Origin of the sequence: Lentzea guizhouensis (assembly GCF_001701025.1) — a bacterium.
Classification (GTDB): Bacteria; Actinomycetota; Actinomycetes; order Mycobacteriales; family Pseudonocardiaceae; genus Lentzea; species Lentzea guizhouensis.
In genome coordinates this window covers 4,789,568-4,813,275 of record NZ_CP016793.1, presented here as the reverse complement: position 1 = coordinate 4,813,275, position 23,708 = coordinate 4,789,568, and the positions used below count along the sequence as shown (strand labels likewise).

The 23,708-nt window shown below is 69.5% G+C and carries 22 protein-coding genes and 1 tRNA gene; 14 read left to right on the top strand and 9 right to left on the bottom strand.

Annotation, left to right across the window (positions count from 1 at the left end; genetic code table 11):
• Both BBK82_RS23805 and BBK82_RS51695 read left to right on the top strand, forming a co-directional pair.
• Entirely contained in the window at nt 1–1,161 is a 1,161-nt protein-coding gene (locus BBK82_RS23805; protein WP_065916981.1) for an acyl-CoA dehydrogenase family protein, read from the top strand.
• Nucleotides 1,162–1,319: 158 nt separating this feature from the next.
• On the top strand, nt 1,320–1,817 hold the full coding sequence (locus BBK82_RS51695; RefSeq protein WP_237048337.1) for a TetR/AcrR family transcriptional regulator: 498 nt from the start codon (nt 1,320–1,322) through the stop codon (nt 1,815–1,817).
• Between the two features lie 5 nt (nt 1,818–1,822).
• Here the strand turns inward: BBK82_RS51695 and BBK82_RS23795 are convergent, their stop codons facing one another.
• Nucleotides 1,823–2,518: a peptidylprolyl isomerase gene (locus BBK82_RS23795; protein ID WP_065916980.1), complete on the bottom strand. Its 696-nt coding sequence runs from the start codon at nt 2,516–2,518 to the stop codon at nt 1,823–1,825.
• Nucleotides 2,519–2,708: 190 nt separating this feature from the next.
• Between BBK82_RS23795 and BBK82_RS23790 the strand changes: the two genes are divergently transcribed.
• The 3 genes from BBK82_RS23790 to BBK82_RS23780 all read left to right on the top strand — a co-directional run bounded on the left by BBK82_RS23790 (nt 2,709) and on the right by BBK82_RS23780 (nt 5,917).
• On the top strand, nt 2,709–2,897 hold the full coding sequence (locus tag BBK82_RS23790) for an antitoxin (protein WP_065916979.1): 189 nt from the start codon (nt 2,709–2,711) through the stop codon (nt 2,895–2,897).
• A 124-nt stretch (nt 2,898–3,021) separates the two neighbouring features.
• A complete protein-coding gene (locus BBK82_RS23785) occupies nt 3,022–5,184 on the top strand; it encodes a hypothetical protein (protein ID WP_065916978.1) in 2,163 nt (720 codons plus the stop codon).
• Between the two features lie 52 nt (nt 5,185–5,236).
• Nucleotides 5,237–5,917 (top strand): RlpA-like double-psi beta-barrel domain-containing protein, encoded by a 681-nt coding sequence (locus BBK82_RS23780; RefSeq protein WP_154697454.1) that lies wholly within the window; start codon nt 5,237–5,239, stop codon nt 5,915–5,917.
• Between the two features lie 4 nt (nt 5,918–5,921).
• On the opposite strand, the gene recQ is transcribed toward BBK82_RS23780, so the two are convergent.
• On the bottom strand, nt 5,922–7,949 hold the full coding sequence (gene recQ, locus BBK82_RS23775) for a DNA helicase RecQ (protein WP_065916976.1): 2,028 nt from the start codon (nt 7,947–7,949) through the stop codon (nt 5,922–5,924).
• A 39-nt stretch (nt 7,950–7,988) separates the two neighbouring features.
• Nucleotides 7,989–9,839 carry a Xaa-Pro dipeptidyl-peptidase gene (locus BBK82_RS23770; protein ID WP_083268111.1) on the bottom strand — a complete coding sequence of 617 codons (1,851 nt, stop codon included), beginning with the start codon at nt 9,837–9,839 and terminating at the stop codon, nt 7,989–7,991.
• Between the two features lie 98 nt (nt 9,840–9,937).
• Here BBK82_RS23770 and BBK82_RS23765 point away from each other — a divergent pair, with 98 nt between their 5' ends.
• The 5 genes from BBK82_RS23765 (at nt 9,938) to BBK82_RS23745 (ending at nt 17,811) form a co-directional block, all read left to right on the top strand.
• Entirely contained in the window at nt 9,938–10,876 is a 939-nt protein-coding gene (locus BBK82_RS23765) for a maleylacetate reductase (protein ID WP_065916974.1), read from the top strand.
• A 91-nt stretch (nt 10,877–10,967) separates the two neighbouring features.
• A complete protein-coding gene (locus BBK82_RS23760) occupies nt 10,968–12,269 on the top strand; it encodes an alpha/beta hydrolase (RefSeq protein WP_065916973.1) in 1,302 nt (433 codons plus the stop codon).
• Nucleotides 12,266–14,788 carry a bifunctional lysylphosphatidylglycerol flippase/synthetase MprF gene (locus BBK82_RS23755; protein WP_065916972.1) on the top strand — a complete coding sequence of 841 codons (2,523 nt, stop codon included), beginning with the start codon at nt 12,266–12,268 and terminating at the stop codon, nt 14,786–14,788. The genes BBK82_RS23760 and BBK82_RS23755 overlap by 4 nt, the downstream gene beginning before the upstream one ends.
• 48 nt (nt 14,789–14,836) lie before the next feature.
• Nucleotides 14,837–17,077 (top strand): ATP-binding protein, encoded by a 2,241-nt coding sequence (locus BBK82_RS23750; protein ID WP_154697453.1) that lies wholly within the window; start codon nt 14,837–14,839, stop codon nt 17,075–17,077.
• A gap of 284 nt (nt 17,078–17,361) precedes the next feature.
• Nucleotides 17,362–17,811, top strand: a complete 450-nt coding sequence (locus tag BBK82_RS23745; protein WP_065916970.1) for a hypothetical protein — start codon at nt 17,362–17,364, stop codon at nt 17,809–17,811.
• 9 nt (nt 17,812–17,820) lie between these two features.
• On the opposite strand, the gene BBK82_RS23740 is transcribed toward BBK82_RS23745, so the two are convergent.
• Together BBK82_RS23740 and BBK82_RS23735 are read right to left on the bottom strand one after the other, a co-directional pair.
• Nucleotides 17,821–18,429: a LysE family translocator gene (locus tag BBK82_RS23740; RefSeq protein WP_065916969.1), complete on the bottom strand. Its 609-nt coding sequence runs from the start codon at nt 18,427–18,429 to the stop codon at nt 17,821–17,823.
• A gap of 88 nt (nt 18,430–18,517) precedes the next feature.
• On the bottom strand, nt 18,518–19,093 hold the full coding sequence (locus BBK82_RS23735) for a DUF4232 domain-containing protein (RefSeq protein ID WP_154697452.1): 576 nt from the start codon (nt 19,091–19,093) through the stop codon (nt 18,518–18,520).
• A 94-nt stretch (nt 19,094–19,187) separates the two neighbouring features.
• On the opposite strand from BBK82_RS23735, the gene BBK82_RS23730 reads away from it, so the two are divergent.
• From BBK82_RS23730 to BBK82_RS23720, 3 genes are all read left to right on the top strand, one after another.
• The gene (locus tag BBK82_RS23730; protein ID WP_065916967.1) at nt 19,188–19,880 is read left to right on the top strand and encodes a hypothetical protein; all 693 of its coding nucleotides are present in this window, start codon (nt 19,188–19,190) and stop codon (nt 19,878–19,880) included.
• Nucleotides 19,881–19,956: 76 nt separating this feature from the next.
• A complete protein-coding gene (locus BBK82_RS48970) occupies nt 19,957–20,538 on the top strand; it encodes a DUF6506 family protein (protein ID WP_083268110.1) in 582 nt (193 codons plus the stop codon).
• Nucleotides 20,539–20,683: 145 nt separating this feature from the next.
• Complete coding sequence (locus BBK82_RS23720) at nt 20,684–21,046, top strand: helix-turn-helix domain-containing protein (RefSeq protein WP_065916966.1); 363 nt, start codon at nt 20,684–20,686, stop codon at nt 21,044–21,046.
• Here the strand turns inward: BBK82_RS23720 and BBK82_RS23715 are convergent.
• From BBK82_RS23715 to BBK82_RS23700, 4 genes are all read right to left on the bottom strand, one after another.
• Nucleotides 21,043–21,630, bottom strand: coding sequence for a ClpP family protease (locus BBK82_RS23715; protein ID WP_065916965.1), 588 nt, complete (start codon nt 21,628–21,630; stop codon nt 21,043–21,045). The two genes, BBK82_RS23720 and BBK82_RS23715, sit on opposite strands and share 4 nt — an antisense overlap.
• A complete protein-coding gene (locus BBK82_RS23710) occupies nt 21,627–22,238 on the bottom strand; it encodes a ClpP family protease (RefSeq protein ID WP_065916964.1) in 612 nt (203 codons plus the stop codon). The genes BBK82_RS23715 and BBK82_RS23710 overlap by 4 nt, the downstream gene beginning before the upstream one ends.
• Nucleotides 22,239–22,521: 283 nt before the next feature.
• Nucleotides 22,522–22,595: transfer RNA gene (locus BBK82_RS23705), tRNA-Leu, on the bottom strand.
• A gap of 52 nt (nt 22,596–22,647) precedes the next feature.
• Nucleotides 22,648–22,929: a metal-sensitive transcriptional regulator gene (locus tag BBK82_RS23700; protein ID WP_065916963.1), complete on the bottom strand. Its 282-nt coding sequence runs from the start codon at nt 22,927–22,929 to the stop codon at nt 22,648–22,650.
• Between the two features lie 323 nt (nt 22,930–23,252).
• Between BBK82_RS23700 and BBK82_RS23695 the strand changes: the two genes are divergently transcribed.
• On the top strand, nt 23,253–23,594 hold the full coding sequence (locus tag BBK82_RS23695) for a histone-like nucleoid-structuring protein Lsr2 (RefSeq protein ID WP_030466676.1): 342 nt from the start codon (nt 23,253–23,255) through the stop codon (nt 23,592–23,594).
• The last annotated feature ends 114 nt before the right edge of the window (nt 23,595–23,708 follow it).

Sequence of the window (23,708 nt, the reverse complement as noted above, 5' to 3'; positions counted from 1 at the left end):
GTGCAGGACCCGTTGCAGTTGCTGGACATCCCGTCGTTGCTGAGCGACGAGGAGCGCGACATCCAGGCCACCGTCGCGGCGTTCCTGGCCGACCACGTCCGGCCGCACGTCGCCGGCTGGTTCGAGGAGGGCGTCCTGCCCCGCGAGCTCGCCCAGGAGCTGGGCCAGCTCGGCGTTCTCGGCATGCACCTGGAGGGCTACGGGTGCGCGGGCACGTCGGCGTTGGCGTACGGGCTCGCGTGCCTGGAGCTGGAGGCCGTGGACAGCGGCATCCGCAGCTTCGTGTCGGTGCAGGGTTCGCTGTCGATGTTCTCGATCTGGAGGTACGGGTCGGAGGAGCAGAAGCAGGAGTGGCTGCCGAGGCTCGCCTCCGGACAGGCGATCGGCTGCTTCGGGCTGACCGAGCCCGACCACGGCTCGAACCCGAAGGGCATGCGGACGCGGGCGGTCCGCGACGGCTCGGACTGGGTGCTCAACGGCACGAAGACGTGGATCACGAACGGCGGGCTGGCCGACGTCGCGACCGTGTGGGCGCAGACCGAGGACGGGATCCGCGGGTTCCTCGTGCCGCGCGGCACGCCGGGGTTCACGACGCGGGACATCAAGCACAAGCTGTCGATGCGCGCGTCCGTGACGTCCGAGCTGGTCCTGGAGGACGTGCGACTCCCGGACAGCGCCCGGTTGCCGGAGGCGACGTCGCTGGGCGCGCCGCTGTCGTGCCTGAACGAGGCCAGGTTCGGGATCGTGTTCGGGGCGGTGGGTGCGGCCAGGGACTGCGTGCGGACCGCGCTCGACTACGCCGGCACCCGGATCCAGTTCGACCAGCCGATCGCGGCGTTCCAGCTGACCCAGCGCAAGCTGGCGACGATGTCGGTGCAGGTCGGCAACGCGATGCTGCTGGCGTTGCACCTCGCGAGGCTCAAGGAGGAGGGCAGGCTCAAACCGGAGCAGATCAGCGTCGGCAAGCTCAACAACGTCGAGGCGGCCATCGCGATCGCGCGGGAGAGCAGGACGGTGCTCGGCGCGAACGGCATCTCGCTGGAGTACTCACCCCTGCGGCACGCCAACAACCTCGAGTCGGTGCTGACCTACGAGGGCACCTCCGACATCCACCTGCTATCCATCGGCCACGCGTTGACCGGAATCGCCGCATTCCGCTGATCTCCGCCCTATCCTGCACTGGCAGTTCGTCGAACGACGTTCATGGGGAGGACGTCCTGCCAGAGGACACGAACAGCCGCAGTGACGCGCGCCGCAACCGCAAGCGATTGCTGGACGCGGCCACGCACGTTCTGCGGGATGAGCCAGCTACGGCGACGATGCAGTCCATCGCGCAGAAGGCGTCCCTGTCGCAGGCGACGGCATATCGGCACTTCCCGTCCGTGGAGGCGCTTGTCGTCGCCTACCACGAGGACGTCATGGCGTCGTTGGTCGAGCACGGCGAACGGTCGCGCAAGACCGGCAAGGAGTTGTTCGAGCACCAGGTGTCGTGCTGGGTGCGGATGCAGGGCGTGCACGGTCCGGTGATCGTGCGGTTCTGGTCGCAGCGGGGGTTCCTGGAACGGCTGCGCACCTCCGACGCCGCGGCCGCGCTCTCGTGCCGGGCGTGGGACAGGGCGGTGCGCGGGGTGTTGATCGAACTGGAGCTGCCGGACCCGTTGCTGCCGGTCGGGCGGTTCCTGCTCAACGCGCTGTTCGACCCCCGGGAGATCCTCGACCTGAAGAAAGCCGCCGGACTACCTGACGAGCAGGTGGTCCGGCGGCTCTCGGACGCGTTCTACGGCGCGTTGTCGGGCTGGGCGCGCTCCGGGGCCTGACGGGGTCAGATCCCGAGCGGGAGCACCCACTTCAGCTCGGACTTGACGACCGGGGCGCCGTCCAGCGGGTTCTCCCCCGCGATGCCGCCCGCCGCGATCTTGTCGAGCGTCTTCATGCCCTCGGGCAGGATCTGCCCGAACACGGTGTAGTTCGGGCGCAGGACCGAGTCGGACTGCACCAGGAAGAACTGCGAGCCGTTGGTGTCGGGGCCGGCGTTGGCCATCGCGAGCGTGCCGCGCGGGTAGATGCGGCGCTCGCCGGTCGGGTCGTTCGGCGCGGGCTGCAGGTCGGTCGGCAGCTCGTCCTTGTACCGATACCCGGGGCCGCCCTCGCTGGTGCCCGACGGGTCACCGCACTGCAGCACCTTGAGCGTCGGGTACGCGGTGAGGCGGTGGCACTCGGTGCTGTTGTAGAAGCCGCGGTGTGCCAGGTGGATGAAGCTGTGCGCGGTGCACGGCGCCTTGGTGCGGTCGAGCACGAGCGGCAGGTCGCCCTGGCTGGTCTTGATCTTGACCAGCACCTTGCCCTTGGTGAACCAGGGGTCGCGCGGCACGGACACCGGACGAGCGGGAGGTTCGTCCGGCGTCACGGTGTAGCCGCAGTCAGGCCTGGTCAGCTCTTGCTGCGCGGACGCGGTGCCGGTCGTGATGAAGCCGGCGGCAAGCGCCGCCACTGCCAGCCCAGCTGCGATTCGCCTCATGCGCGCTTCCTAGTGGAGCCGGCGGCAGCGCGGCAAGGGTTAACGGATCACTCAGCTGGTCGCGCTGGGCAGTGGGCTGCCGCAGCCGTCCGATGTGGAGGGTGAGCCGATGGCCGCACTTCACTCGATCCAGTGACGGTTGCCGGGCGCCGGACCGGGTACCCGAACTCCATAGGGAGGTGATGAAGTCATGGGCTTCGACGAGTTGAAGAACAAGGCCAAGGACCTCATCGGTCAGCACGGTGACAAGGTCGACCAGGGTGTGGAGCGCGCGGGGCAGTTCGCCGACGAGAAGACCGGCGGCAAGCACAGCGAGCACATCGACCAGGGTGAGGACAAGCTCAAGGACGGTCTCCGGAAGTTCGGCGACCAGCAGTGATCCAAGGCTGACCACCCCGTCGGCGTGCGTTCCACCCGCACGTCGGCGGGAGTCACCCGGTGTGGATGTCCGAGGCGACTCGGACGGTTGAGGCGCGTGTGGGTTACGCAGGAATGGACCATCGGTGTCCACCGGCGCGCGCGTCGATCACCACCCGAAACCACCGGACGCGCCGACTCCTCGGCAACGCGGCCCGGTCACTTCCGCGATCCCGGCGACCCGGTTACCGTCGTTCGCCGGGATCGCGGAGGTGAAGGTGGATCCGAGCGGGGTGACGAGGGCGGCACGGCTCACCGCGTTAGCCGGGTTGTGCCTGGTCACCGTGCTCCTGCTGCTCCCGGCGGCGATCAGCGTGAGCACCGGCGGCGCCGCGCCGGAGTTCCTCGGCGAGTTCGGGCGCTGGCTGTGGCCGGCGGTGGGCACGATCGTGCTGGTCGCAGCGATCTTGGCGATCTGGGAACGGGTTCGCGGCCACGAGACCTCCAGCCGTTCGTCGGCGCTGAGCCGGGTCGAGTCGCGGGTGAAAACGCTGCTCGCGTCATCACTGGCCGCGCAGACCCAGATCAAGCTCGGTGTGCTGCGTCAGCCCAAGCTGTCCGTGCGGGCCGACGGTGACGAGATCTCCTCCACAGACCTGCCGGCGATGTACGACCGGCTCGGGCACACGATGGTGCTCGTCGGCCCGGTCGGCAGCGGGCGGTCGACGTTGCTGCGCGAACTCTGCCTGATGCTGGTGGAACGAGCGCGCAACGACCCCGACGCGCCCATCCCGGTCGTCGTCGACCTCGCGACCTGGCGGCCGTACGGCTCGCGCAAGCCCACCGAGTTCACCGCGTGGCTGCTGCGGGAGATGAACCGCCGCTACGGCATCAGCCGCTCGGCCGGCACGATCTGGCTGCGCCGCGGCCGGGTGGCCGTGCTGATCGACGGGCTCGACGAGGTACCGCGCGTCGACCGCGAGCACTGCGAGTCCGAACTGGCGCCGTTCGCCTCGGTCGTGACCTCGACCGGACCGATCGAGAACCTGCCGTCCGCTCACATCGAGCCCCTGTCCCGCGGCGAGGTGCTGGAGTACATCGCGTCGGTCAGCCCCCGGCTCGACAGCCTGGAGGCCGCGCTGACGCCGGAGGTCTGGGAACGGCTGACGTCACCGCTGGCGTTGAACCTCCTCGCGTTGACGCACCTCGACAAGCAGGTCGACGTGGTCGGCACCGATCTCGTCGGCTCCTTCGTCGTGGAACGGCTCTCCGGTCAACGCGGAGCCGGTCCCACGATCCGCGCCCTCAAGTTCCTCGCCCGGCTGGGCAGACCGGACCTCGGTGCGCCCGTGCACCTGCCACACCGCCGTGCGTGGCTCCCGCTGCTGCCGACGCGTCCGCTGTGGTTGTTGTTCGTTCGCGCTGTGCCTGCCGCACTGGCCGGTGGGATGTGTGCGGTGACGTTCATGACCGGCCTGCAGCTCGGGTTCTGGTCCGCGTTGGCATTCGTGGTGTCGGCTTCGCTGTTGCTGCTGTGGGTGAACAAGCTGCCGCACGTGTTCCATCCGCCTGGGCGCGCGCACGGTCTGATAACCGCCGGCATGGGTTTCCTGGCCGGTCTGCTCATGGGCTTGTTGGTCGGTTTCGTCGGTTTGTGGCTCGGCGGGATCGGAACGCAATGGCCTTACTTCGTCGCGTACGTGTTCGTGGTGGTGACGGCATTCTTCTTGGCGTTGGGCTTCGTTCCCGGCGATGCACCCGTGGCGTGGTCGATCCTGATCGCCGTCGCGCCCGGCGTTTCCATGGTGTGGGTCGAACCGTATTCGGTGATGGCCGGCATGGGGCTCGGTTTCTCCGCAGGCGTTGCGGGTGGCGTGTTCGCGGCGGCCGTGGGACGGGTGTGGCGGACGGTGCGTCCGGGGCAGCACCAACGCATGCGGCTCGGCCGCCCGTGGTGGGTGCAACCGGCGGTGCCGTTGTTCGGTGCGGTGGGTTTGCTGGGTGGCATCGCGTCGTTCGGCTCGTGGGGTTCCGCGCTGGGCGTTGCCATCGGGCTGATGGTGACGCCGGTCGCCGCCCGCGACTACCTCTGGCCGTTCGACGCGCTCGCCGAGTGGGCGGCGGAAGGACTCACCCGACCTCTGGCGCTGGGCGAGTTGTCGTTCCGGCGCAAGGCTTTGCTGCACCTCGCCGAGGATCGGCTGCTGCTCACGCGGGTGGACGGGGAGTACCGCTTCACCCACGTCGTCGTGCGCGACCATTTGGCCGCGTGTGACCCAACGGCCCTGTTGAGAGCCACGCGCCGTTGAACCACGCCGTTCTGCGGGCCGTACGGCCTGACAGAAAGGTCGGGTGTTGCACATGCGCTGGTCGAGGGGCTGGATCACGGCCGCCGGGGTGGTCTCGGTGGTGGCCGCGGTCGGGGGTACGGCCTTCGCCCTGGCCGGGTCGGGGGCGCTGTCGTCGCAGTCGTCCGTCGCGGGCAAGGAGGTCTGCGCCGGACAGCCGGTGGAGCTCAGGGAAGTCGGTGGGCCGGCCGGGGTGTTGTCCGATCAGCTGGTGGTGGGAACGTCACTGCGCATCACGAACCTGGCCAACTCGCGCACGATCACCGTTCCGGTCGTCGGGACTTCGACGAAATGCGCGGCGTTGAACTTCGCGGCGTTCGAGGCGGTCCGGACACCGGACGCCGGACGCGGACCCGCCGAAACGGTGTTCCGGCGGGTGCGGGTGGAAATCGTCGGAAACGCACCGGCGCCGGTGGAGTCGTCGCAACCGCGAGCAGAAGCGGCCGGACGCGTTGTGTGTGACGGGGCTGTGGTCCAGTTGTCGGATGTGGGTGGGAGGGCGGCTGGATTCTCGTCTCAGCTGCCGATCGGGACTGTGGTGCGGGTGACGAACCTGGACAGCGGGCGGGCCGTGACGGTGGAGGTCGTCGCGACCGGGAACGGGTGTCTGGGGTTGAACCGGGCGGCCTTCGGGAAGGTCGCCGAGTCGGGCATGAGCGTGGTGAAGAGGGTGCGGATCGAGGAGGTGACCTGAGGGGTCACCAGTCGAGCGGTTCCTCCGGTTCTGGCCACTCCTCGGGTTCGGACAGGGAGGCGAAACCGTCGTCGTCGGAGCCGCCGGGAGCCCACGCCCCCGCCGCGGTGCCGCGTGCGGACGGCCTGGAGGTGCGGGCGGGTTTGGCCGCGACGGGAGCGGCGGCCTCAGTGGGCTGGGTGAGGTCGGCCGGGGCGGTGCCGGCCACCAGCTCGAGGACGGCGGTGCCGTACTTGGTGAGCTTCGCCTGCCCGACGCCGCTCACGTTGCCGAGCGCCGCGAGGGTGCTCGGGCGGGTGGCGGCGATGCCGCGCAACGTGGCGTCGTTGAAGATGACGTAGGCCGGGACCGCCTGGGTGCGGGCCTGGTCGGCACGCCACTTGCGGAGGGTCTCGAACAGCGGCGCGGCCTCCGCGGGGAGGTCGACGGCGGCCTTCGGCTTGGCCACGCCGCCTGCCGCGGCGGTGCGGGTGGTGGAGCGGATCGGGGTGGCGTCCTTGCGCATGAGCACGGTGCGCTTGCGGGAGAGGACCTCGGAGCTCGCCGGGGTGAGGACGAGGGTTGAGTACTCCCCTTCCACGGCCAGCAGGCCCTGGGCCAGCAGCTGGCGGACGACGCCGCGCCACTCGGACTCGGTGAGGTCCTCGCCGATGCCGAAGGTGCTGAGGCGGTCGTGGTCGAACTGCAGGACCTTGGCGGTCTTGCGGCCCATGACGATGTCGATGGCCTGACCGGCGCCGAACTTCTGGTTGCGCTCGTTGCGCAGGCGCCAGACGGTCGAGAGCAGCTTCTGGGCCGCGACGGTGCCGTCCCACGACTCGGGCGGGGAGAGGCAGGTGTCGCAGTTGCCGCAGGGGGTGCCCTTCTCGCTGAAGTAGTCGAGCAGCATCGTGCGGCGGCAGCTCACCGTCTCGCACAGGGCCAGCATCGCGTCCAGGTGGGCCTGGCTGCGGCGGCGGAACGCCTGGTCGCCCTCCGAGGACTCGATCATCTTGCGCTGCTGCACGACGTCGTTGAGGCCGTAGGCGAGCCAGGCGGTGGAGGGCAGGCCGTCACGGCCCGCGCGGCCGGTCTCCTGGTAGTAGCCCTCGACGGACTTCGGCAGGTCGAGGTGGGCGACGAAGCGGACGTCCGGCTTGTCGATGCCCATGCCGAAGGCGATCGTGGCGACCATGACCAGGCCGTCCTCCCGCAGGAAGCGGGCCTGGTTGCGCTGGCGGACCGACGCGTCGAGACCCGCGTGGTACGGCAGGGCCTCGATGCCGTTCGCCACCAGGAACTCGGCGGTCTTCTCGACCGAGGCGCGGGACAGGCAGTAGACGATGCCCGCGTCGCCCTGGTGCTCACCGCGCAGGAGGTCGAGGAGCTGCTTCTTGGGCTCCTTCTTCGGCACGATCCGGTACTGGATGTTCGGCCGGTCGAAGCTGGAGACGAACTGGCGGCCGTCGGTGAGGTCGAGGCGCGTGAGGATCTCGGCGCGGGTGGCCTCGGTCGCCGTGGCGGTCAGCGCGATCCGCGGCACCTTGGGCCAGCGTTCGTGCAGGTGGGCGAGCGAGAGGTAGTCGGGCCGGAAGTCGTGGCCCCACTGGGAGACGCAGTGCGCCTCGTCGATGGCGAACAGGGCGATGTCGGCCTTGTCGAGCAGCTTCACGGTCGCCTCGGAGCTGAGCCGCTCGGGCGCGAGGTAGAGCAGGTCGAGCTCGCCCGCGACGAACTCCGCCTCCACCATCCGGCGCTCGTCCCACGAGAGCGACGAGTTCAGGAACCCCGCGCGCACGCCCAGGGCGCGCAGCGCGTCGACCTGGTCCTGCATCAGCGCGATGAGCGGCGAGATCACCACGCCCGTGCCCGGCCGCACCAGCGCGGGGATCTGGTAGCACAGCGACTTGCCGCCACCGGTCGGCATGAGCACGAGCGCGTCGCCGCCCCCGATCACGTGCTCGACGATGTCGGCTTGCTCGCCGCGGAACTCGGGGTACCCGAAGACGCGCTGCAGGACCTGCAGCGCGTCCCCGTGGTCGGTTGAACCCATGGCGCCGATGCTAGCGAGCGGCACCGACAACTCCGGGCACTAGCCCAGAGCGCTCGTCGTACCTGCGGAAACGGTGCGGGCGGTGATGGGATCAGCGGATGCCGACGGCACCGCGCCGCGGATCGGGACGCGCACCGAGGTGTCCGCGAGGTCCACGGTCAGCCGGGGCAGCCGGCTCGGCGCGACGATGACGCTCGAGTCGGTGCCGCCGATCAGCAGGCCCAGGCGGTGGCCCGCCGGCACCAGGTGGTCCGTTGTGGACAGTCGGAACGTGATGCGGTACTTGGTGCCCGGCGTGATCGCGCGCGTGACAGAGCGTGACTCGTAGTTCGCGAGATCCGCCCACCCGCGGGCGATGACCTGCGCGTCCACGTTGCCCGCCGTCGTCTCGGTGTTGCGGTAGCAGGCGTCGTCGCCGGTGCGGTTCTCGCCCCAGCACGACTCCGTGGTCAGCGTGCGGATGCCTTCACCGGTCCGCACCCGTGCCGGGCCGTAGTCGACGAGGTACGCCGTCAGGTGCGCGGTCGGCGTCGACGACGACACGCCCACGGTGATCGACGAGGTGCCGGCGACGAGCAGGTCGGACGTGAGCGGTGCCGTCGAGTAGACGACGCGGCCGGTGTTCGAGCCGGAGAGCCACGAGGAGGGCGTGGCGGTGCCGTTGTCGGTGAACGCCGCGGTGCCCGTTCCTGGCGCGGTGCCGAGGCCCGAAGAAGAAGGACGCAGCACCTGAGTGGTCGTCCCGGTGGGCGGCCACGTCTGCGTGTTCTCCCACTGGTCCGGGTTGCGTTCGACGGAGGCCTGCGACTCGTTCTCGATGCCGTTGGGCACGTTGAGCAGCCAGCGGTCGAACCACCGGTGCAGGGTCGCGACCCACTCACCGCGGCGGAAGTCGAACGGGTCGACGTGCGCGGTCTGCGAGAACCACAGCTTCTTCGGCACGGAGGCCGGCAGCGCGTCCCAGAACTGGCCGTACTGGAGCGTCTTCACGTTGAGGTCGTTCTGGCCGTGGATGGCGAACACGGACGCCTTCACGCGCGAGGCGTCGCGCACGAAGTCACGTTGCTGCCACATGGCCGTGTAGTCGCCGTTGGCCGGCGAACCGTTGTTTATCTCCGTGCGCACGGCACCGCACCGTGAGCGGGCGTTGGAGTTCTCGAACTGCGAACCCAGGCCCGTTGGCGAGCTGTAGCTGCGGTAGGAGACGCCGTCGGAACGGAACCAGTCGTACCACGAGCTGATAGCGGCGATCGGCACGATGGTCTTCAACCCGTCGATACCGGTCGCCGCGACACCGTTCGCGATCGAGCCGTCCCACGACTTGCCGATCATGCCCACGGCGCCGGTCGACCAGCTCGCCGACTTCGTCGTGCCGCCGGTGACGGTCGTGTAGCCGGTGCGCCGACCGTTCAGCCAGTCGATCACGGCGCTGGCGGACGCGATCTCCGACCTGCCGCCGACGTCGACGCAGCCGCGTGAGCGGTTCGTGCCGAGGAAGTCGACCAGCACGACCGCGTAGCCGCGCGGTACGAAGTAGTTGTCGTAGAAGAGCGGGAACTTGACCGGAGCGCCGGCCGAGTCGTAGGTCTTGATCTCACTCTCGTTGCCGCGGCCGGTGCTCTGGTAGTACGGGCTCGCGTCCATGATCACGGGCACGCGCCCGGTGGTGGCCGGTCTGATGATGTCGGCCGTCACGCGGTCGCCACGGCCGTCGCCGTCGAGGTCGAGGCCGCTGTCGACCCACACCGTCTCGCGGACGGCATCGGCCATGGAGTGGATGGGTGCGGACACTCCGCCGGACAGGGTGAACGCCGGTGTCGCCGCTGTGGCAGGGATTGGCGTGAGGGTCAGGACCCCTGCTAACGCCACTACAACACGAACACGCTTCATGGCTTTTCACGCTACGGAGTGACCATGTCACCCAGCAGAGTCGAAAGTCTGGTTCCTCAGAGTTGCGACCGGTCTACCGGCGCTGAATATTCGACCTCGTGAGCTTCACCTTCGAACCCGCGCGCACGCGCATCGTGTTCGGCCGCGGCACGTCGTCCTCCGTGCGCGCCGAGGCCGAGCGCCTGGGTGCCTCCCGAGTGCTGCTGATCGCCCGGCACGGCGGTGACCGGGTGGCCGAGGCACTGGGGCCGTTGCTCGCGGCCAGGTTCACCGGCGCGGCCATGCACACGCCCGTCGAGGTCACCGAACGCGCGCTGGCGTCGCTGCACGACCACGGCGTGGACTGCGTGGTGTCGGTCGGCGGCGGGTCGAGCACGGGTCTGTCGAAGGCGCTGTCGGTGCGCGCGGGCGTGCCGCAGGTCATCATCCCCACCACCTACGCCGGGTCCGAGGTCACGCCCGTGCTCGGCGAGACGGCGGCCGGGCGCAAGGAGACGCGGCGGGACCCGGCGATCCAGCCGGACACCGTCGTCTACGACGTCGACCTGACGCTGGGCTTGCCGTTGGACGTCACGGTGACCAGTGCTATGAACGCTCTCGCGCACGCCGTGACGGCACGAGGCAACGAGAACCCGTTGATCGACGCGATCGCCCATAAGGCCATCGAGGGCATCTTGCACGCGTTGAGCGGCAACCCGTCCACGGTGGACGCACGGACCGAGTTGTTGCACTCGGCGTGGTTGGCGGGCACATGTCTGGCGTCCGTTCCAATGGGACTGCACCACAAGCTCGCGCACGTTTTGGGTGGATCGTTCGGGTTGCCGCATGCCGCAACGCACACGGCGTTGCTTCCACACACTGCGCCCGCCGACTTGAGCAAGCGCATCCACGACACGGCGACACGCTTTGGTGCGGTGACCTCGTTGCGTGAACTGGGCATCGCGGAGTCCGATTTGCCCCGTGCTGCGGAGATTGCCGCGCACACGGATGCGTTGCGGGTGTTGACGAACGCGTGGCGCGACGCGCCTTCGGGCTGAAGGGTTGTCAGCCTTCAGGCTGATGTTCACGTGGCTGAACCAAGACCAACTACCGATGTGGAACCTGTAGATCCGCTGATGAACTGACCGCATGACGAGCCTTCTGGATCTGTCCCTGCTAAATGGACCGATCCCCGTCACCGCGACCGTCGCGGGCGTGGGCGCACTGGTCTTCCTGGCGATCCGGGCGAAGCGGACGTGGTGGACGCGCGTCCTCCCGGTGGCCGTGCTCGCCTGTGCTTTGGCAGTCGCGGGGCTGACGTACGTGGTCGACCACGTGTGGAAGCCGTGGCCGGAGCCCCTGCCGCCGACCCTGGTGGTGTGGCTGGGCGCGGCATTGGTGGCGTTGTGCCTGGCGGTCGCGCGGTTGCGGACCGGGCGGTGGTACTTGCGCACGTTGAGCGTGATGGCGGCGCTTGTTGTTGTGGCGAGCGCGTTGACGGCGACGAACGCGTTCTTCGGGCAGTACCCGACGATGCGGGCCGCGCTGGAGGTGTTCGACAACCCGAGCGTGGACCTCGACGAGGTCGCGAAGCCCAGCTCGGAGGTCCTCGAGGTGCCCGCGGGCAAGCGGCTGGCCGACGTCTGGCGCAAACCACCCGACCTGCCGGACAGGGGCACGATCTCCGAAGTGGACGTGCCCGGCGGTTTCCAGGCGCGCCCAGGGTGGGTGTACCTGCCGCCGGCATATGCAGCGACGCCACGGCCGCGACTGCCCGTCATCGTGCTGATGGCGGGCCAGCCTGGCAGTCCGCGCGACTGGAACGACGCGGGGCGGCTCATCGAGAACATGGACGCGTACGCCCGCGCGCACGACGGGCTCGCGCCGATCGTGGTGGTGGCCGACCAGCTCGGTGCGCTGACGGCGAACCCGCTGTGCCTCGACTCGAAGCTGGGGCAGGCGGAGACGTACCTGGCGCGGGACGTGCCGGCGTGGATCAAGAAGAGGCTGACCGTCGACGAGCGCCGGGAAGCGTGGACCGTCGGCGGGATCTCCCACGGTGGCACCTGTTCGTTGCAGCTCGCCGTGCGCGCGCCGGACGTGTACGGCAACTTCATCGACCTCAGCGGTCAGAGCGAGCCCACGCTCGGCACGCGCGCGGACACGGTGAAGGCGGCGTTCGGTGGCGACGAGGCGGCGTTCATGCGCGTCAACCCGATGGACGTCCTTGCGCGCGAACGGTTTCCGGCGACCGCCGGGATGATCGTCGTCGGGCAGGGCGATCCGGGGTTCCGCGACGCGAACAGGCTGGTGCTGGAGGCCTGTCGCAAGGCGGGCATGGACGTGGTGTGGCACGAGCTGCCCGGCGGGCACGACTGGAACGTGTGGCGGGCGGGGCTGTACCAGCACGCGTTGCCGTGGCTGGCTGCGCGGACGGGGTTGAGCAGGTGAACAGGGTGGTGGCCGTGGTGCACCGGGTGCGGCAGTTGATCAGCAGGTTGTTCCGGACGGCGCCGTTGACGTGCTCGTTCCTGGTCGTGTTCTGGACCGCGGGGGCGCTGGCACCGCCGACCGACGAGGTGCTGGGGCACGTCGGGACGGGCCCGGGAAGTCCGTTGTGGACGGCTTTGAGCTCGGCCCTGTGGGCGATGGACCTGCCGGCCTACCTCGCGACCACGGTGCTGTTGCTGGTCTTCGGGGCGTTGGCCGAGCGGGAGCTCGGGGCGCTGCGGACTGCGGCGATCTTCCTGGTGTCGCACGTGGTCGGCGTGCTGCTGGGGATCTCGTGGGTGCTGCTCGGGCAGGCCGTCGGGTGGTGGTGGCTCGACTCGCTGGTGGACCAGGTCGCCGCCGGTCCGTCGGTCGGCGGCGTGGGACTGGCGCTGGCCCTGACCTTCCGGATGCCGCCGTTGTGGAGGCGGCGGGTGCGCATGTTCACGATCTTGTCGGTGCTCGTCCTTACGCTGTACTCAGGATGGCTGGAGGACGTGCTCCGGCTGTCCGGTGGTGTGGTGGGTCTGCTGGTCGGAGCGTTGCTGCTGAGGGGAGGTGCCGAGGAGAGACCACGGACGTTGCAGGAGACGCGGGTGCTGGTGGCGTTGCTGCTGGCGGCCTCGGCGCTCGGCCCGGTGGTGGCGATGATGTCGCCCAACCAGGACGGTCCGCTGTGGTGGTTCGCCGATGTCGTTGCGGTCGCACAGCCTTCGCAGGTGGACGTGGACGCCGTGTGTGCCGTTCCGGACGCGGTCACCCTGTGCCGGACGATGCTGGTCCAGCTGTCGTACGGGCGTTTTCCGGCGTTGGTGATGTCGGTGCTGCCGGCGTTGCTGTTGCTGGTGCTCGCGGAAGGCCTGCGGCGTGGACGGCGGTTCGCGTGGTGGTCCGCGTTGGTGTGCAACGTGGCGTACGCGGGGTTCATCGGGTGGTACGTCGTGCAGGCGGCGCAGATTCCCGACCGGGCGGCGCTGGACCTGGTGTTCTCCTACAGCATCCCGATGCTGGTGCCGCTCGCGATCACGGTCGTGCTCCTGGTGACGCGCGGGCACTTCGACATCGCGTTGCCGCGGCATGCCGTCGTGCGGTTCTGGCGGTTCACGCTGGGCAGTGTGGCGCTGTTGTCGGCGCTGTACGTGTTCGGCGGGTACCTGGTGCGGGAGGAGCTCACTCCTGTGCCGGGGTTCGCGGAACTGCTCGCCGACCTGCCCGCGCGCTTCCTGCCGCCGGGGTACCTGGTCGGGCTCGTGCCGCTGCAGTTCGCGGCGGACGGGTTCGTGGGCACGCTGCTGTTCGAGTACACCGGCGTGGTGTTCTGGCTGATCGTGCTCACGGGTCTGCTGATGGCGTCGTGGCGTGCGTGGCCGACCGCGTGCACGGAGGCAGCTGAGCGGGCGCGCGCGTTGGTACAGCGCTATGGCGGCTCGTCGTTGTCGTACATGACGACGTGGCGTGGCAACCAGTACTGGTTCACGCCCGACGGCGAGACGGCCATCGCGTACCGGGTGGTCGCGACGATCGCGTTGACCGTCGGCGACCCGATCGGGCCTGCCCCGGTCGCGGCCGTGCGCGGGTTCGCCGAGTTCTGTGCGCGCAACGGCTGGACGCCGTGCCTGTACAGCGTGGGCGCGGCGACCACGGACGCGGTGGCGGACCTCGGCTGGTCCGCGGTGCAGGTCGCCGAGGACACCGTGGTCGAGCTGGACACGTTGAGCTTCACCGGCAAGAAGTGGCAGGACGTCCGCACGGCGTTGAACAAGGCGGCGAAGGCCGGCATCACCGCGGAGTGGTGCACCTTCGCCGAGGCCCCGTACGCCATCACCGACCAGATCCGTTCGATCTCGGCGGAGTGGGTGGCGGACAAGGGCCTGCCCGAGATGGGGTTCACGCTGGGCGGCCTGGAGGAGCTGCGTGGAGAGGGGGTGCGCTGCCTGGTCGCGGTCGACGCCGACCGCACGGTGCACGGTGTGACGAGCTGGCTGCCGGTCTACGCCGACGGCGAGGTCGTGGGCTGGACGCTGGACTTCATGCGCCGCCGCTCGGACGGGTTCCGCGGCTCGATGGAGTTCCTGATCGCCTCGGCCGCCTCGTCGTTGAAGGAGGAGGGCGCGAGGTTCCTCAGCCTGTCCGGCGCACCTCTGGCCAGGCTCGACCGGGGTCAGCGGCCGCGCGCGTTGCAACGGGTCCTGGACTTCACCGGGCAGGTGCTGGAGCCGGTGTACGGGTTCCGCTCGCTGTTCGCGTTCAAGGCGAAGTTCCAGCCGGTGTACCGCCCGATGTTCATGGCCTACCCGGACTCGGCCGCGCTCCCCCGCATCGCGAACGCGGTGAGCCGCGCCTACCTGCCGCACCTCAACGCGCGGCAGGGCGTGCGGCTGGCCGGCGAGATGATCATGCGCTCGCGCGACCGGGGGCCCACCGCCGTGCGGTGGCGGTGGGCACGACGGGTGAGAGTTGCTAGGCCGAAAGGGTGGTGAGGGCATCCTTCTCGCCAGGGTGTGCCCTCGCTGGGCAAAGATGCGCCGATGACCGTGCGGGGCAATCTGCCTGCCCGAACCACGACGTTCATCGGGCGGCGGGCGGTGCTGGCCGAGACAGGGGCGCTGTTCGGCAGGTCGCGCCTGGTGACGCTGGTGGGCACGGGTGGCGTCGGCAAGACGCGGGTCGCGGTCGAGACGGGCCGGGCGATGGTCGGGGACAACGTCTTCCAGCACGGCGTGTGGCTGGTGCCGCTGGCCGACCTCAAGGACCCGGCGCTGCTCGCGAGGACAGTCGCGGCCGGACTGCGGATAGTGGACAACTCGCCGGAGGCCGGGCTGACCCGGCTGGTGGAGTCGTTGCACGACAAGCACTTGCTGCTCATCTTGGACAACTGCGAGCACCTGCTGGAGGCAGTGCGGCACCTGGTGCACCACCTGCTGCGCGACTGCGAGGGCCTCACGGTGCTGACGACCTCGCGGGAGCCGCTGAACGTCTACGGCGAACACCTGATGCGCGTGCCGCCGCTGACCGTGGACGACGACGAGGCGATGCGGTTGTTCCTGGAGCGGGCGGCGGCGACCGGGGCGACGCTCACCGACGAGGACCTGCCGGAGGTCAAGGCGCTGTGCGAGACGCTGGACGGGTTGCCGCTGGCGATCGAGCTCGCGGCGGCACGGCTGGCCGAGATGTCGTTGAGCGACGTGCTGGTGCAGCTGGACGGCCACCGGTTCGAGCTGCTGGTCGGGGACACGCACGGCCCGGCGCACCACGAGACGCTGCAGAAGGCGTTCGAGTGGTCGGCGCAGCACTGCTCCGACGAGGAACGCGAGCTGTGGGCGACGCTGTCGGTGTTCCCCGCCGACTTCGACCGGGCGGCGGCGGAGGCGGTGTGGGGCAGGGAGGTGCTGCAGCCGTTGTCCGCATTGGTGCGCAAGTCGATCGTCGTGGCGACGACGAGCCCGGTGACGCGGAGGACGCGGTACCGGCTGCTGGACACCGTCGCGCAGTTCGGTTCGCGGCTGCTCCCGGACGACGACGTGGCGCTGCGCAGGCACGTGCGGCACTACAGCGAGTTCCTGGAGGAGGCCACGAGGTCGTGGTTCTCGCCGGACGACTCGCTGTGGATGGCGCGCCAGCACGAGGAGTGGCCGAACATCAGGGCGGCGATCGGCCACGCGCTGCGCACCCCCGACCTGGCGGCGACGGGCACGGCGATGGCGATCAACGTCGACCGGACCCGCTTCCCGGCGTTCGCGGGCATGATCGGCCAGATCCAGGACCTGCTGGCGGCCGCGCGCAAGGTCATCACCGAACCACCGCTGCGCACGTCGTTGCTCGCGCACCGGGCGTGGGTCGCGCAGGCGCAGGGCGACATGTCGACGGCGATCCCGCTGATGAACGAGGCCCGCAAGCTGCCGCGCTCCCCCGAGTCCGACGTGGACCTCGTGTGGGTGGAGGCGACGCACCTGTTCTACGTGGAGAGCTCGCCGGACTGCGTGCCGTTGTACGAGCACCTCGTCGAACTGTGCCGCGAGTACTCGACGCCGGGCGACACGTACGTGACCGAGCTGTTCCTGACCATGGCCACGTGCTTCCTGCTCGACACCGAAGCCGCGGACAAGGCCACGACCGCACTGGCCGCGCAGGCCGAGCACAACGGCGTGGCCTGGTCGACCGCGTGGGGCCTCTGGCACCGCGGCCTCTACGAGCTGCTGCACGGCGACCCGGCCCTGGTCCACCCCCAGGCCGTGGAGGCGCTGCGCATCCAGCTGACCCTCGGCGACGCCTGGGGCCCGGCCTACAGCCTGTGGCTGCTCGCCTGCACGTGCGCCGAACTGGGCGCACACGACCGCGCGGCCCGCCTGCTCGGCGCACTGCGGTCGCAGGAACGCGTCTCCCGGATGTCGTTCGCCGGCATGGGCCCGTTCCACAAGCTGCTGGAACGCGCCGACCGCACCGTCCGCCGCGCACTGGGCGACGACTACCCGGTGATCGCCACCCTGGGCGCGGACCTGCGCCAGGACCAGGCCATGGAGTTCGCCCTGGAGCCGGTGCCCGACTCCGAACGGCGCCCGGCCAAGCCCACCCTGCCAGGCGGCCTGACCAGGCAGGAGTTCACCATCGCGGGTTTGGTGGCCGATGGTCTGACCTCGAAGCAGATTGGTGCGACGCTCTTCATCTCACCGCGCACGGCGGACCGGCACGTGGTCAACATCCGCACGAAGCTCGGCCTGCCGAACCGGGTGGCGCTCGCGGCCTGGCACCGGTCGGCGACCAAGAACTAGAGCACGGGCACCCGGTGGAAGCTGAGCCGACGCCCCGCGACCAGTTCCCCCCGGATGGTCACGGTCATCACCGTGGCCGACCCCTCTCCACCGGGAGTGCCCGTCCGACGCTGAGCTCGACGCCGGACCATCAATCTCACTTGTGGGGTCCATTCGGCGCATCGGCAAAATTGCGTATTCCGATCGCTCTATACCTCCTTCACCCGTTCGCCACATCGCGGTGACGCGGGTTGGCGGTCGTGTGATTAACCGCTGTTTAACCGGGGTCCAGCAGCGTGGGGACCATGACACGTTTCGCGAAGGTCCTCGCCACGGTGCTCGCGGCGGGCGCCGTCAGCGTGGTGGCTCCTGCGGCTGCCCAGGCTGCGGAGTACGGGTGTGCCGGCAACCTCATCGACACCTACTCGGTGAAGAGTGAGACCGGGAACGTCACGTTGAGCACGATCCGGCTCTACTACAACGCCGGTACCGGGCGGAACTGCGCGGTGAACCTGAAGGCGGCTGCCTACCAGGGGTCGCGGAGCCAGGTCGACATCTCGATCTACACCAGCGACTTCCGCGAGGACGACAACAACAAGCCCGGCATCAACAACGACTTCGACTCCGGCAACTTCTCCGAGTACGCCGGGCCGGTGTCGGTGGTGGGCAAGGGGAAGTGCATCTCGATGTTCGCTCGTACGTGGGCGGGGGGCAAGCGGGGGTTCAAGCAGGTCAGCGCGGTGCACTGCGGGTGAGGGCGCGGCTCACCGCGTCTCGGCGGCCAGTTTGAGGCCCAGTGCGATGAGCACGGACGCGGTGAGCCGGTCCAGCAGGAGGCGCCGGCGCAGCAGGAAGGTGCGGGCGCGGGCGGCCAGGGCGATCAGGACCGGGAACCACAGCAGGCCGATGCCGAGGTGGATGGCGACGAGCAGGACGCCCCACGACGGGGCGGCGGCGGGCAGGAACTGCGGGAGCAGGGACAGGTAGAAGACGCCCGGCTTGGGGTTGAGCAGGTTGGTGAGCAGGCCGACGCGCACGGCGGCGCGGGCCGAGGGGACCGGGGCCGGCTCGTCCAGGTCGACGGGTTTGCGGGCGTTCCACAACGCTTTGGTGCCCAGGTAGACGAGGTAGGCGGCGCCGAGGACGCGGACCAGGTCGTAGGCGAGCTGCGAGGCGGTCAGCAGTGCGGTCAGGCCGACGAGGCCGGCTACTGCCCAGACCAGGCAGCCCAGGGTGCTGCCGACCACGACGCCCATGGCGGCTCGCCGGTTCACGAGCAGGGCGGTGCGCAGCACCAGCAGGGTTTCCAGGCCCGGCGTGATGACGGTGAGCAGCGCGACGAGCGTGAAGCTCAGGAGTGCGGTCGTCGACATGGGCTCATCAGAACACGCTGCAGCAAGGCCGCCGGAAGAGTTAACACGGCGGACACACGGGTGATGCGTCCAAAGTAGACGCGCTTTCTCAGCGGTACCAGGCCCGTACACCGAGCTTGCCGGTGCTGCCCAGGTCGATGTTGATGTTCTGCTCCGGCGCGACCGCGACCAGCGACTGCCAGGCGCCGCCGGGCGCGGCCGCGATGTCGACGTGGCTGCCGACCTGCGGCGGGTCGAGGGTCGTGTGGGTGTTGCGCCACATGAACGCCGAACGCGCGCGCTCGCCCGGCTGCACGGTGATCGGCCGCGGTGGGTCGTCGAAGCCGTCGACCCGGGAGATGCCGCCGGAGCCGGGCAGGATCGCGACGTCCAGCGGCTGCCAGCGCTCGTCGAGCAGGCGCACGGCCGGGTGGCCGTTGAGCTGCACCGGTTGTGTGCCGCAGTTGACCACCTCGACCGACATCACGCGCAGGCCCATGGCCGCGTCGCCGCCGTTCGTGGTGAACCGCAGACCGTTCGCGCAGGGCTGTTCGGACGGCGACGGCGTGGTCGGCGCCGGCGTCAGCGGCAGCATCGGCTCCTGGTGCAGCGCCGCCTGGCCCCCGCACGAAGCCAGGACCGCCAGCAAGGCCGTCACAACGAGAACTCCGCCCCCAGGTCTCATGCGACCGATCATGCCCCACCTCCCCCGATGTCATTGATTTGGCACCAGCCAAACGTGCTTCCCGGCGATACCCTCGACCTCGGGGAGGGGATCGATGACCGCGGCGCATCCTGGGTTCGTCCGGTGGATCAACGAGGAATGGGGTGGTGACGAGCTCTTCGCGGCGGCGATGTGCCTGGACGAGCTGGCGGAGGCGTGCGGAGGGCCGTACGGCGAGTGGGGCACGCTGTCCGAAGAGGACCAGTCGCTGCTGCTGCAGCACTTCAGCGCCCTGCAGCCGGACAAGATCTCGTTGCGCGCGGTGGCGTTCGAGTACCAGGAGTGCGTCGGCGACGGCAACCTGCACAAGTTCGCGCGGCGGCTGCGCGACGAGCCGGTGCCCGCGTTCGAGCTCGCTCCGGTCTGGTGGCGGCGTAAGCAGGAGAACCGGGTCAGCACCCACCGCTACACCTACACCGTCGAGCTGCTGCTGGACGACTACGACCGGTTGATCACGCTGGCGGGCGTGCTGGTCGAGGAGATGCGGGACGCGGCGGAGCACGAGCACCTGCTGGACCTCAGGATGATCCACCGCGAGCTGGAACGCGGGCGTGACCGCGCCGTGCCCGCGATGACCGGGCACAACCGGTGGGAGTTCTTCGTCATCCTCACAGCCGAGCACATGGACCTGTTGCGCGCGAACGCCGGCGAGCACGTCCGTTCCGGCCGGGAGACGGCGGACTTCCGCGCGTACTGGCGGGACGTGGACAAGGCGTTGCGCTCGGCCAGGTCCATCCCGTTCTCCTGATCGGGGAATGACCGCGCGGGCGGGCCCGTTGGAACCTGCAGTACTGGGGATACCTAGACAATACTGGAGGTTCGACGTGCAGCACGACGGGCTTTTCCTGTTCCTGGAACCGAATTCCGATCCGGCCGTGGACCGCGTGGTGCTGCGGCACGACGGGGGCGGCAGCACGTTGCTCGCGTGGGCACCGGACGGCGACCAGGCCGCGCGGGTGGCCGAGACCGCGGTGACCGAGAACGGTGTGCGGTTGATCGAGCTGTACCGCGGCTTCGACCTGGCACAGGCCGCACGGGTGGTCGAGCGGGTCGTGCCGCGTGCACCCGTCGCCACCGCGAGCTACGAGCTCGGCGCGACCGTGGCCGGTCCGATCCGGCGCAGTGCGACGATCTACCACGACCCGGACGCGGATCCGGCGCGCAAGCGGGTCGTCCGCGAGCACGGCGACGGCTGGACGGTCGTGGTCGGCGCGCCGCTCGAGCGGATGGCCGAGGTGGCCGAGCAACTGGTGGGCGATGGCGCGCAGGTGGTCGAGATCTGCGGTGGTGCCGAGCTGACGGCGGCCGCGGCGGTGCGGGCGAGACTGGGTGACCGGGTGCCGGTGAGCCTGGTGAGCTGGCCGTTCGAGTCGCTGGAGGGAGCGGCCGCGTACAAGACCGCTTGACCCTGCACCGCGGTACGGGGTCGAGGGTGGCTGTTGAGCGGTCTCGAGAGAGGTGTCCGGTCGTGGCGGCGTTGAGCTGACGGCGCTTTTCTGCCGACAGCAGAACGCACGTTCGGGCAGGTCGGGGTGCTGTCACGATGACGGTATGGCGGACATCTTCGACTTCAAGGGCAAGCGCGAGCCGCAGCCGCTGTGGCGCGAGGCGCTCGGCCAGAAGCTGCGCGAGATCAGGGAACGCCAGGGTGCCCGCCTGGTCGACGTGGCCGAACGGGCGGGCATCTCGACGCAGTACCTGTCCGAGATCGAACGCGGGCGCAAGGAGCCGTCGAGCGAGATGATCGCCGCGGTGACCGGTGCGCTGGGCGTGGACCTGGCCGACCTGCTCGTCGGCATCGCGGGCCAGGTCCGGCACTTCCAGACCGCGCGGCCGGTCAACCGTCCCGGCGGTCCGGTGATGACGACGCGGCCGATCGGCCGCCCCAGCGGACCGGTGCTCATGGCCGCCTAACGCTGTTCGAGCACCTGGTCGGCCAGGCCGTACGCCACGGCACCCTCCGCGTCGAACACGCGGTCGCGGTCGGTGTCGTGGCGCAGCTGGGCCACGTCCCGGCCGGTGTGCCTGGACAGCACGGCCTCGAGCTGGCTCCGCACCCGCACGACCTCGTCCGCCGCGAGGATCAGGTCCGGGATCGTGCCGCGGCCCTGTGCCGCCGGCTGGTGCAGCACGACCCTGGCGTGCGGCAGCAGTGACCGCCTGCCTTCCGCGCCCGCCGCCAGCAGGACCGCGCCCGCGGCCACCGCCTGGCCCACGCACGTCGTGGCCACCGGGGCCTTGATGTAGCGCATGGTGTCGTAGAGCGCGAGCATCGCCGACGGGTCGCCGCCCTCGCAGTTGATGTAGAGGTTGATCTCCATGTCCGGGTTGTCGGACTCCAGGTGCAGCAGCTGGGCGATCAGCGCGTTGGCCACACCCGAGTCGATGCCGGTGCCCAGGTAGACGATCCGCGACGAGAGCAGGTGCGAGTAGACGTCCATGATCCGCTCGCCGCGGGCGTCGCGGGTGATGACGTTGGGGATGGTGTAGGTGCTCATGCGACGGCTCCCGAGTGCAGGCCGAGCTGGTGGGTGCGGACGGGGACGACCTGGCCGAGGTCGCTGACCACGTGGTCGATGAAGCCGTACTCGCGGGCCTGGTCGGTGGTGAACCAGCGGTCGTGCAGCGAGTCGGTGAAGATCCGGTCGAACGGCTGGCCGGTGTCCTCGGAGATCAGGCCCAGCACGGTGTCCCTGGTGTGCCGCAGGTCGCCGGCCTGCACCTCGACCTCGACCGCGGAGCCGCCGATGCCCGCGGAACCCTGGTGCATCAGGATCCTGGCGTGCGGCAACGCGAACCGCTTGCCCTTGGTGCCGGCGGAGAGCAGGAACTGGCCCGCGCTGCACGCCAGGCCCAGCGCCAGGGTCGCCACGTCGCACGGCACGAGCCGCATCACGTCGCGGATCGCGAGCATCGACGGGACGGAGCCGCCGGGCGAGTGGATCCACAGTGCGATGTCCTGCCGCGGGTCCTCACTCGCCAGCGACAGCATCTGGGTCGCGAGCACCGTGCCGTTGTCGTCGTCGAGCGCGCCGTCGAGGATCAGCACGCGCTGGGCGAAGAACCGGTCCCTCAGGCCGGGGCTGAACATCTTCTCGTTCGTCATGACACCGACGATGCCGGTGCCGCCGCCGTGCCCGCTTCCGTTGCTGCTGTGGGCAGATCAGCTCTCGGCAGGCAGGTGCCCAGGGGCGAAGAGGGTCGCCGCGGTCGATCTCAGCGTGGTTCACCTCCACGCGCACAGACATCACGACCGCCTCACCGTGACATGGTCAATTGCCCCTGCCAGATGGGCGGGCGGTGCCGCGCAATGAACGCGAGCGTGTCAGAAGACGCCACAGGCGGGGTCAGATCCGCATTTCCGCAGATCCGACCCCGCCCGGTGCCTGTGCCCCCGGTGCGACTCGAACGCACACTGGACGGATTTTGAGTCCGCTGCCTCTGCCGATTGGGCTACGGGGGCGTAGCGGGGTGAACTCTAGCGGATCAGGGCCGCCGGTTTCTTGCGGGACCCCCTAGGACTTCACCAAACGGCTGATGGCGGCGGAGGCCTCGGCGAGCTTCTCCTCGGCGACCGGGCCTCCTTCGGCGACGGCCTGGGCCACACAATGCTTCAAGTGCTCGTCGAGCAACCCCAAGGAGACGGCCTGCAGCGCCTTCGTGGCGGCGGCGATCTGGGTCAGGACGTCGATGCAGTATTCGTCGTTCTCGACCATGCGCTGCAGGCCGCGGATCTGTCCCTCGATGCGGCGCAGTCGCTTGAGGTATGCGTCCTTGTCCGCGGTGTACCCGTGCATCGCTCCTGACCTTCCCTACCCCTGGCGGGTATGTGCAGGATACCTCCACCGGTGGGGGTGCGTTATGTGCAACGCTGCTCCGTCAGCGGGAATGGGGAAGCGTCCGGCAAGCCCAGCAACGGCGCCGTGCTGAGACGACTAGCAGCACATTTTGGACCCATAACACCCGTGCGGTTTCCACCTCAAAATGCCCCGACCGGGCGGTTGGGTCACATTTTAGCGGCGAAAGGTTCGCCGTTTTTCCTCGTGTGGACTATGGTGTTGTCGGAGCACGTGGTTTGGTCGAGGATCCGCGTGTTGTGTGAGTACCCAACGGAGGAACAGTGGCACAGCAGACCGTCGTCCAACTCATCGACGACCTCGACGGCGGAGAAGCCGACGAGACCGTGACCTTCGCACTTGACGGTGTCGAGTACGCCATCGACCTGTCGAAGGGAAATGCGGAGCGGCTTCGCGAGTCGCTGGCGGACTTCGTCGCCAAGGCTCGTCGTGCGGGTGGCCGCAAGCAGCGCAAGGGCACCGGCAAGTCCACGGTGAAGGCCAGCGACAAGGCTGAGGCGCAGCGCATTCGGGACTGGGCCCGTGCGCAGGGACACCAGATCTCGGACCGCGGTCGCATTCCGCAGAACCTGGTCGTGCAGTTCCAGGAAGCGCACGCGTCCTGAGCTGCGGGAACACCCGAGGTTTCCACACGTCGGCCGGGCCGCCGGCCGACGTGTTAACCCGGAAAGAGCATTAGGCACGAACACAGTCCGGTCCGTTCACACCAGCCCCGGAAC